This is a genomic window from Streptomyces sp. AC550_RSS872, assembly GCF_019049285.1.
Taxonomy (GTDB): domain Bacteria; phylum Actinomycetota; class Actinomycetes; order Streptomycetales; family Streptomycetaceae; genus Streptomyces.
This window is the reverse complement of record NZ_JAGMUL010000097.1, coordinates 59,884-69,397: the sequence shown is the minus strand read 5'-3', so window position 1 is coordinate 69,397 and position 9,514 is coordinate 59,884. Positions and strand designations below refer to the sequence as shown.

Sequence of the window (9,514 nt, the reverse complement as noted above, 5' to 3'; positions counted from 1 at the left end):
GCGGGACGGCGTTCCTGTTCTCCGGCCAGGGTTCTCAACGCCTCGGCATGGGGCGGGAGTTGTACGAGACCTACCCGGTGTTCGCCGCTGCCTTCGACGAGGTGTGCGCGCAGCTGGATGTGCTGCTGGAGCGCCCGGTGAAGGAGGTGGTCTTCTCCGACGGCGAGGCTTTGGACCGGACGGTGTTCACGCAGGCGGGCCTGTTCGCGCTGGAGGTGGCGCTGTTCGAGCTGGTGGGTTCGTGGGGTGTGCGGGCGGATGTGCTGCTCGGGCATTCGATCGGTGAGCTGGCGGCTGCGTATGCGGCCGGGGTGTGGTCGCTTCAGGACGCGTGCCGGATCGTGGCGGCGCGTGGCCGGCTGATGCAGGTGCTGCCGTCCGGCGGGGCGATGGTCGCCGTACAGATCGCCGAGGACGAGCTGCCGGAGCTGCCGGACGGTGTGTCGGTGGCGGCGGTGAACGGTCCGCGGTCGCTGGTGCTCTCCGGTGATGAGGAGCCGGTCGTCCGCCTTGCCGCCGTATTCGCGAAGGAGGGCAGGCGGACCAAGCGGCTGACGGTCAGTCACGCGTTCCACTCGGCGCGGATGGAGCCGATGCTGGCGGAGTTCGCCGAGGTGCTGGCCTCGGTGGAGTTCCGTACCCCCCGGATCCCTGTGGTGTCCAACCTGACGGGCCGGATCGCGGGTGAGGAGCTGGCGACCGCCGAGTACTGGGTGCGGCATGTCCGTGAGGCGGTTCGCTTCGCCGACGGTGTCACGACCGTGCTCGCCCGGGGCGTGGACAAGTTCCTGGAACTGGGCCCCGGCGGCCCGTTGACCGCGATGGCCGAGGAGACCCTCGACCACACCGGCACCCGTGCCGTCTGCGTCCCCGCCCTGCACCCCGAACGCCCCGAGACGGACTGCGTCACCCGTGCCCTCGGCCGGATCTACGCGGTCGGCGCCTCGGTCGACTGGTCCGCGCTGTTCGCCGGTACCGGCGCACGCCGGGTCGAGTTGCCGACGTACGCCTTCCAGCACAAGCGTTACTGGCTCGACTCGCTGGCGAGCGGTGGCGGCGATCCCGCGAACCTCGGGCTCACGGCCACCGGGCACCCGCTGCTCGGCGCGGGTGTGACGCTGCCCGACTCGGACGGGTTCCTGTTCACCGGCAGGCTCTCGCTGGCGACGCAGCCCTGGATCGCCCATCACGCGCTGCTGGGAACCGCGCTGCTGCCGGGGACGGCGTTCGTGGAGCTGGCGCTGCGCGCCGGCGGCGAGGCGGGCTGCGAGCTGATCGAGGAACTCACCCTGGAGGCACCTCTGGTGCTGGGCGAGCAAGGCGGTCGCGCCGTCCAGGTCCTGGTCGGCGGGCTCGACGACACCGGCCGGCGCAGCCTCACTCTCTACTCGCGGTCCGACGACGCGGGCGCCGACGAGCCCTGGCTGCGGCACGCCACCGGTGTACTGGCCGAGCGCGCGGGAGCGGACACCGTTCCCGAGCCCGTGACCGTGTGGCCGCCCGACGGCGCCACGGAGATCGCCGTCGACGACTTCTACCCGGACATGGCCGAGGCCGGATTCACCTACGGTCCGGTCTTCCAGGGCCTGCGGGCACTGTGGACCAAGGACGGTGAGCTCTTCGCCGAGGTCCGGCTCCCGGACGAGGCGGGCGACGCGGACAACGGGTTCGGGGTGCACCCGGCATTGCTGGACGCGGCCCTGCAACCCCTCGCGCTGAGCGTCCTCGGCGGTACGGCGGACCGGGAGCCGGTCAAGGGCGGCATGCCCTTCTCCTGGAGCGGAGTCCGGCTGCACGCGACCCACGCCACGGTCGCCCGCGTCCACCTGGCGCCGACGGGCCGCAACGAGGTGTCCGTCGCGGTGACCGACGACTCCGGGCTGCCGATCGCCACGGTCGAGGCGCTGGCGATGCGCGACCCGGCACTGGAGCAGTTCACCGCCTCCGCACCGCGGCAGGACGCGCTGTTCGATGTGCGGTGGACGCCCGTGTCCCTCGGATCCGAGGCCGTCTCCGGGGAGTGGGCGATGCTCGGCTTCGACCCGCTGGAGATCCGCCCGCGCCTCGTCGAGGCCGGACTCACCGGTACGCCGTACCTCGACCCGCAGTCCCTGATCGACACCATGGAGGCGGGCAAGCCGGCCCCGTCGGTAGTGGCGATGTCCTGCTTCGGCGGCGATCAGGGCGGCATCGTCACGGCCACGCACGACGTCGTCCTGCGCGTCCTGGAAGTGCTCCAGCACTGGCTCGCCGACGCCCGTCTCACGGGTTCCCAGCTGGTGCTGCTGACCCGGGGCGCGGTCGCGGCCACCGACCCGGACCGGATCGAGGACCTGGCGGCCTCGGCCGTCTGGGGCCTGGTGCGGTCGGCGCAGTCGGAGCACCCGGGCCGGATCGTCCTCGTCGACCTCGACGAAGACCCCGCGTCATACCGGGCGCTGCCCGCGGCCCTCGGCACCGGTGAACCACAACTCGCCCTGCGCGCGGGCACCGCGAGCGCACCACGGCTGGCCCGGCACACCCGCGCACCGGAGGCCACCCCGGGCTTCGGTCCCGACGGCACCGTGCTGGTCACCGGCGGTACCGGAGCGCTCGGCGCGGTGGTCGCCCGTCATCTGGTGACCGCGCACGGCGTCCGGCACCTGGTGCTGGCCGGCCGCCGGGGCGAGGATGCCCCCGGAGCGGCCGGGCTGCTGGCCGAGCTCACCGAACTCGGCGCCGACGCCCGCATCGTGGCCTGCGACGTCTCGGACCGCGACGCGCTCGCCGCGCTGCTGGGCGGCATTCCGGCCGAGCAGCCGCTGACCGGCGTCGTGCACACCGCGGGCGTGCTGGCGGACGGCACGGTCGAGTCGCTCACCCCGGACCGGTTCGAGGCGGTTCTGCGGGCCAAGGCCGACGCCGCCTGGCATCTGCACGAGCTCACCGCGCAGGCGCCGGTGCGGGAGTTCGTGCTCTTCTCCTCGGCCGCCGGGCTGCTGGGCAGCCAGGGACAGGGCAACTACGCCGCGGCCAACGCCTTCCTGGACGCCCTCGCCGCGTACCGGCGCGCGGCGGGGCAGGCCGGTACCGCGCTGGCCTGGGGCTGGTGGGAGCAGCCCGGCGGTATGGGCGCGGACCTCGGCCGGGCCGAACGCGCCCGGATGACCCGCGGCGGGCTCACTCCCTTCACCGCGGAGACCGGCATGGACGCCTTCGACGGGGCCCTCGCGGCCGGCGCCGAGGCCCTGCTCGTCCCGATGCGGCTGAACACCACGGCCGCACGCGCCGCCACGGAGCAGCAGGTACCCCCGCTGCTGCGCGGTCTCGTCCGTGCCCCGCAGCGGCGGGCCGCCCGCTCGGACGCGAGGGCGGCTTCGCAACTGCACGAGCGGCTGGCCGGAGCGGCCGAGGACGAGCGGCTGACCGTGCTGACCGAGCTGATCCGCGGTGAGGTCGCCCAGGTGCTCGGTCACAGCGGTGCCGAAGCCGTCGAGGACGGCAGCGGCTTCGTCGAGTTGGGCTTCGACTCGCTCACCTCGGTCGAGTTGCGCAACCGGCTCAGTGAGCGCACCGGACTGCGGCTGGCGTCCACGGTCGTCTTCGACCATCCCACGCCGGTCGAGCTCGCGGCCGAGCTCAACGACCAGCTGGGCAGTGCGGCCGGCAAGGTGGCCGTCGCACCGGCCGCACCACGGGCCGAGGAGGCCGGTGACACAGGCGGCACCGACGCCACCGGGGACATCGCGGTGATCAACGGAGTGGAGGCACTCTACCGGCGCTCGATCGAGCTGGGCCGGCTCGACCTCGGCCACAGCGTGCTGCGGAACTCGGTCGACCTGAGGACGAGCTTCTCCGCGCCGGACGAGATCCGCAGCGGACCGACCCTCGTCAGGCTCGGTGAGGGAGCACCGCACCCGAAGATCATCGGGTTCCCGTCGCAGTCGGTGTGGGCGAGCAACCAGGAACTGGTCAGCATGGCCGTGCCGTTGCGCGGGATACGCGACGTGTGGTCCCTGATGCTCCCCGGGTTCGTCACCGGCCAGCCGGTCGCCGCCGATGTCGACGCGGCCGCGGAGTACGCCGTACGACTCATCGAGGAACTGGCCGGCGGTGAGCCGTTCGTGCTGGCCGGGCGCTCCTCAGGAGGCCGGATCGCCCACGAGGTCGCCTTCAGGCTGGAGGGCCGGGGCCGGGCCCCGCAGGGCCTGGTGCTGATCGACAGCTACCTGGCCGGCTACGACGCCACCTCCTACATCGTGCCGGTGATGGAGTCGAAGGCCCTTGAGCTGGAGAAGGACTTCGGTCAGATGACCGGGACCCGGCTCACCGCGATGGCCGCGTACTTCGGCATGTTCGAGCACTGGCAGCCCAAGGAGATCTCGACCCCGACCCTGCTGGTGCGGGCCTCGGAGTGCTATGGCATCGAGCCGGGGGAGGAGCAGCCGCCGGCCGAGCAGTGGCAGGCCGCCTGGCCGCTGCCCCACGACGCGATCGACGTGCCGGGCAACCACTACACCATGCTGGAAGGCAACGGAGACGTGACGGCGGCCGCCGTGCACGAGTGGCTGCTGGAGCGTGACGCGTAGGAACGCGCCGTATACCGACGGGGCCGTGCATCCCAGGACATGGGGTGCACGGCCCGTCGGTTTGCCGGGAGAGGGAGAAGGGAGAAAGGAGAAAGGAAGCGATGACGGACGATGAACGACAGTGGGCCCAGCAGGTCGTCGACCTGCTGGGCCCACTGTCCGGCCGGGTGATGTCTCACCAGGTGACGGGCAGACTCTCCAGTCCGCGGATGATCGAGCCGCTCTTGAGCCGCAGCTCCGACTCCGGCACCGCCAGCCGCACCTCCGGCATCCGTTCCAGGATCGCGCGGAACGCCTCCTGGAGCTCGATACGGGCGAGCTGGGCGCCCAGGCAGTAGTGGATGCCCGCGCCGAAGGACAGGTGAGGGTTCTGCTCGCGCTTCAGGTCCAGCCGGTCCCCGTCCTCGAACACCTCGGGGTCACGGTTGGCGGCGGCGACGGCGGGCAGCACCACGGCACCGGCGGGCAGCACCTTGCCGCCGCTCAGCTCCACCTCGGCGGTGGTGAGCCGGGGAATGATGCCGCCGGTCGTGGTGAGCGGCACGAAGCGCAGCAGCTCGTCGATGGCCCGCGGCAGCGAGTCGGGGTTCGCGCGCAGCTCCTTCAGCTGCTCCTGGTCGTTGAGCAGGTGCACCAGGAACATGCTGAGCTGGTTGGCGGTGGTCTCGTGACCGGCGCTGAGGATGCCGATGCTCAGCGCGGTGATCTCGCGGTCGGTGAGCGTGGGGTCCTCCTCGCTCACCTTGATCAGCGCGGTGATCAGGTCGTCGCCGGGGTTCTCCCGCTTGCGGGCGATGAGTTCACCGAAGTACTGCACCAGGGAGACGGTCGCCATCTCCTTCTCCACGACCTGGCTCCAGTCGCCGAGCAGCGCGTTGGACCAGGCGTGGAAGGTGTCCTGGTCGCCCGCCGGCACACCGAGCAGCTCACAGATCACCCGGACCGGCAGCGGGACGGAGAACGCCGTCACCAGGTCGACCGGGCGGGGCAGCGCCTCCATCTCGTCGAGCAGCTCGGCGACCATCTCGGCGATGCGCGGACGCAGCTGTTCCACGTTGCGCGCGGTGAAGGCCTTGGTGACCAGCTTGCGCAGGCGGGTGTGCTCCGGCGCGTCCATGCCCACGAGCGACTCGTTCATCAGCTTGCCGGTCTCGGTCTCCGACATGGCGGCCGCCGCGCTGGCCATGACCTTGCTGCTGAACCGGGAGTCCACGAGCACCTTGCGGACATCGGCGTGCTTGGTCACCATCCAGCCGGAGATGCCGTCCGGGAACTTCACCTCCACCACGGACTCGCCGTCCCGGATCTCGGCCAGCTCCGGGGGAATCTCGACGACCGACGGCGGGTCGGGAAACGGGAACGGTATGGGTTCGGAAGGCGCTTCGGCCATGATTGTTCTCCAGATTCGTCAGATTCGTCGGATTCGTCAGGTTCTCAGGCGCGGAGCAACGACGAGGAGGGCCGGACCGGCCCTCCTCGCAGGCTATGCAGGGTCGGCCCCTACACCCGCCCCCTATGTCGCCCCACTCGTGACGCATTCGCGCCAACTACCCGGTCATGGCGTACTCGTGTTCCTGGCCATCGCGAGCAACGCCGCCACGTCCATGGACTTGATCTCCTCGCTGCGGTCGGCCTCGGCCGCCGCCGGCTTCGACTCCTCGCTCCCCGTCAGCGCCAGCAGCGTGTCGAGGAGGCCGTGTTCGCGCAGCCGGTGCAGCGGAACGGACAGCAGGGCACGGCGTACGGCCGCCTCCTCCGCGTCCTGGGCCGTCACGGCGCCGCCCTCGGCCCCGTCGGGGCACAGCTTGGTGAGCAGCAGGGCCACCAGTTCCCCGAGCGTCGGATAGTCGAAGACCAGGCTGACGGGCAGCCGCAGACCTGTCGCCGCGCCCAGCCGGTTGCGCAGTTCCACGGCGGTCAGCGAGGTGAAGCCCAGGTCACGGAAGGGGCGGTCGTTCTCGACCTGGTCGGCGGAGGCGTGCCCCAGGACGGCGGCGATCCGGTCGCGCACGAGTGCCAGCAGGGCCTCCTGGCGTTCCACGGGCATCATGTCCGCGAGCCGGCGCCGCAGTTCGGTGCCCGAGTCCTGGCCCTCGGTCTGTGCCGACCGCCTGGCCGGGACCCGGAACAGACCGTGCAGCACCGGCGGCAGGGAACCGGCCGCGGCCTGCGCCCGCAGGGCGGCGCCGTTCAGCCGGGCGGGGAAGACGACGGGCTCGGCGCAGCGCCAGCCCAGGTCGAACAGGGCGAGGCCCTCGTCCGTGGGCAGCGCCGACACCCCGCGCATCGAGGTGCCCGCCGACGCGGCCTCGGACAGGCCGCCCCCCATGCCCCGTTCGGTCGCCCACAGCCCCCAGCCGAGCGAGGTGGCCGCGCGCCCGTTCCGGCGGCGGTGCAGGGCGAGGGCGTCCAGGAAGGTGTTGGCGGCCGCGTAGTTGCCCTGACCGGTGCCGCCGAGGGTGCCCGCGATGGAGGAGAACAGCACGAAGGCGGACAGCTCCAGGTCCGCGGTCAGCTCGTCCAGATGCACCGCGGCGTCCACCTTGGCACGGAACACCCGGTCGACCAGTTCCGGCCCCAGCGAGGCCAGCAGCGCGTTCTCGGCGGTGCCCGCGCAGTGCACGACCGCGGTCAGCGGATGCCCGGCGGGGATCGCGTCGAGCACGGCGGCCAGCGCGGCACGGTCCGCCGCGTCGCACGCCACCAGCGTCGCCGTGGCGCCCGACTCCCGGAGCTGGTCCAGGAGTTCACCGGCGCCCTCGGCGTCCGGGCCCCGCCGGCTGAGCAGCAGGAGATGACGTACGCCGTGCCGCTCCGCGAGCCGGGTGGCGACCAGGGCACCGAGGCCGCCGGTCGCCCCGGTCACCAGCACCGTGCCGGCCGGGTCGAGTGCGTCGAGGGCCGCGCCGGGCACGGCGTCCGGAACGTCGGCCGCGGCCGGCATCCTGCTCAGGCGGGGGACCAGCGCGACCCCGTCCCGCAGGGCGAGCTCGGCTTCCCCGGACGCTATCGCCGCCGGCACCGCCCGCCCGGACGCCGCGGTCCCGTCGGTGTCCAGCAGCACGAACCGGCCGGGGTTCTCCGACTGGACCGAACGCATCAGCCCCCACAGCGGCGCGGAGCCCAGGCCGCTCACCCGGTCCCGCTCCGAGGTGCCCACGGCGTCCGTCGTGGCCACCACCAGCGGCACCGGCGCGAGCCGCTCGTCGAGATCCTCGGAGACCCAGGCACGCGCGGCCTCCAGCACCAGCCCGGCCCGTTCCCGGGTGACGGCCGGCAGTCCCGCACCGGCCGGATCGTCGGCGGGCAGGGCGAGGACGACGAAGGACGGAACCGGCCCGCCCGCCGCGACCGCCGCGGAGAGCGCCGCGAGATCCGGGTGGTGTACCGCACCACTGTCGGCGTCCGCCCAGGGCGGCACCTCGCCCACCACCGCCCACGGCGCCGCCTCGACGGCGGGCAGCGGCACCGGCGTCCACGCCATGGCCAGCAGCGAGGAGTGCGCGGCGGACGGCCCGCTCTCCGGCCCGGTCAGGTCGACCGGCCGCAGCAGCAGCGAACCGACGCTGACGACCGGGGCGCCGGTGCCGTCCACGGCGTGCAGGGACACCGCGTTCTCACCCGCCGGGGACAGGGTGACCCGCAGGGTGGTGGCGCCGGTGGCGTGCAGGGCCACGTCGTTCCAGGCGAACGGGCGCAACGGCCCCGCCCCGGCGTCCAGCAGCTCGCCCAGACCCACCGCGTGCAGGGCCGCGTCCAGCAGCGCCGGATGCAGCAGGTACTCGCCCGCCGCCTCGTGCAGTTCCTGGGGGAGCCGGACCTCCGCGAACACCTCCCGGCCCTGCGACCAGGCCGCCCGCAGACCATGGAAGGCGGGCCCGTAGGCGAACTGCCCGTCCGCCAAGTCCTCGTACAGATCGCCCAGTTGGATCCGTTGCGCGTCGCGCGGCGGCCAGGCGGCCGGTGCGGTCCGGGGCGCCGGACCAGCGGGGCGCAGGACGCCCGTCGCGTGCCGGGTCCACTCGGCCGCCGCGAACTCGTCCTCCGTACGGGCGAAGAACCCGATCTCGCGCCGCCCGGACTCGTCCGGGGCGCCCACGGTGAGCTGGAGGTCCATACCGCCGGTCGGCGGCAGGGTGAGCGGGGCCTGCATGGTCAGTTCCTCGATGTGCGGGCACTCGACCACATCGCCAGCCGCCACCGCCAGTTCCACGAACGCGGTCCCCGGCAGCGGCACCGTCCCCATGACCCGGTGGTCGGCCAGCCAGGGCTGGTCACGCAGCGAGAGCCGCCCCGTCAGCACGAGCCCGTCGGACTCCGCGGGCTCCACGGCGGCCCCGAGCAGCGGGTGCCCGGGGGAGCGGAGCCCGGCGGCCGTCACATCGCCGGACCCGGAGACGGGCAGCCGCAGCCAGTACCGCTGCCGCTGGAAGGCGTACGTCGGCAGATCCACCCGGCGCGCACCGCTCCCGGCGAACAGCACCGGCCAGTCCACCGGCGCACCCGCCGCGTACGCCTCGGCCAGCGACGTCAGCAGCCGCCCGGTACCCGCGTCGTCCCGCCGTACGGAACCGGACACATGGGCCGTGACCCCCGCGCCCTCGATGATCTCCTGAACGGCCATCACGACCACCGGATGGGGGCTGACCTCCAGCAGCGTCCGATGTCCCTCGTCCAGCGTGGCCCGCACGGCGGCCTCGAAGGCGACGGTCTCCCGCATGTTCCGCAGCCAGTACGCGGCGTCCAGCCCGGCGGTGTCGATCTGCTCACCGGTCACGGTCGAGTGGAATGCCACGGAGGACGACACCGGGCGGATGTCGGCGAGTTCGGCCAGCAGATCGTCGTTGAGCGCGTCGACGTGGGCGGAGTGGGAGGCGTAGTCCACGGCGATCCGACGCGCCCGGACACCATCGCTCTCGCACTCCGCGAGCAGCTCGTCCAACGCG

3 protein-coding genes are annotated in these 9,514 nt (G+C 72.9%); 1 reads left to right on the top strand and 2 read right to left on the bottom strand.

Annotation, left to right across the window (positions count from 1 at the left end; all coding sequences use genetic code 11):
- Positions 1-4,568 (top strand): type I polyketide synthase (locus KUM44_RS45990; RefSeq protein WP_254390391.1); only part of this gene is annotated, 4,568 nt, incomplete at its 5' end.
- 175 nt (positions 4,569-4,743) lie between these two features.
- Here the strand turns inward: KUM44_RS45990 and KUM44_RS31420 are convergent.
- Positions 4,744-5,958: a cytochrome P450 gene (locus tag KUM44_RS31420; protein ID WP_217213160.1), complete on the bottom strand. Its 1,215-nt coding sequence runs from the start codon at positions 5,956-5,958 to the stop codon at positions 4,744-4,746.
- A gap of 165 nt (positions 5,959-6,123) precedes the next feature.
- Positions 6,124-9,514 (bottom strand): SDR family NAD(P)-dependent oxidoreductase (locus KUM44_RS45985; RefSeq protein ID WP_254390390.1); only part of this gene is annotated, 3,391 nt, incomplete at its 5' end.

What these genes read in the sequence shown, in the direction of transcription:
- KUM44_RS31420 (WP_217213160.1), bottom strand. Translation starts at nt 5,958, where the DNA reads ATGGCCGAAGCGCCTTCCGAACCCATACCGTTCCCGTTTCCCGACCCG.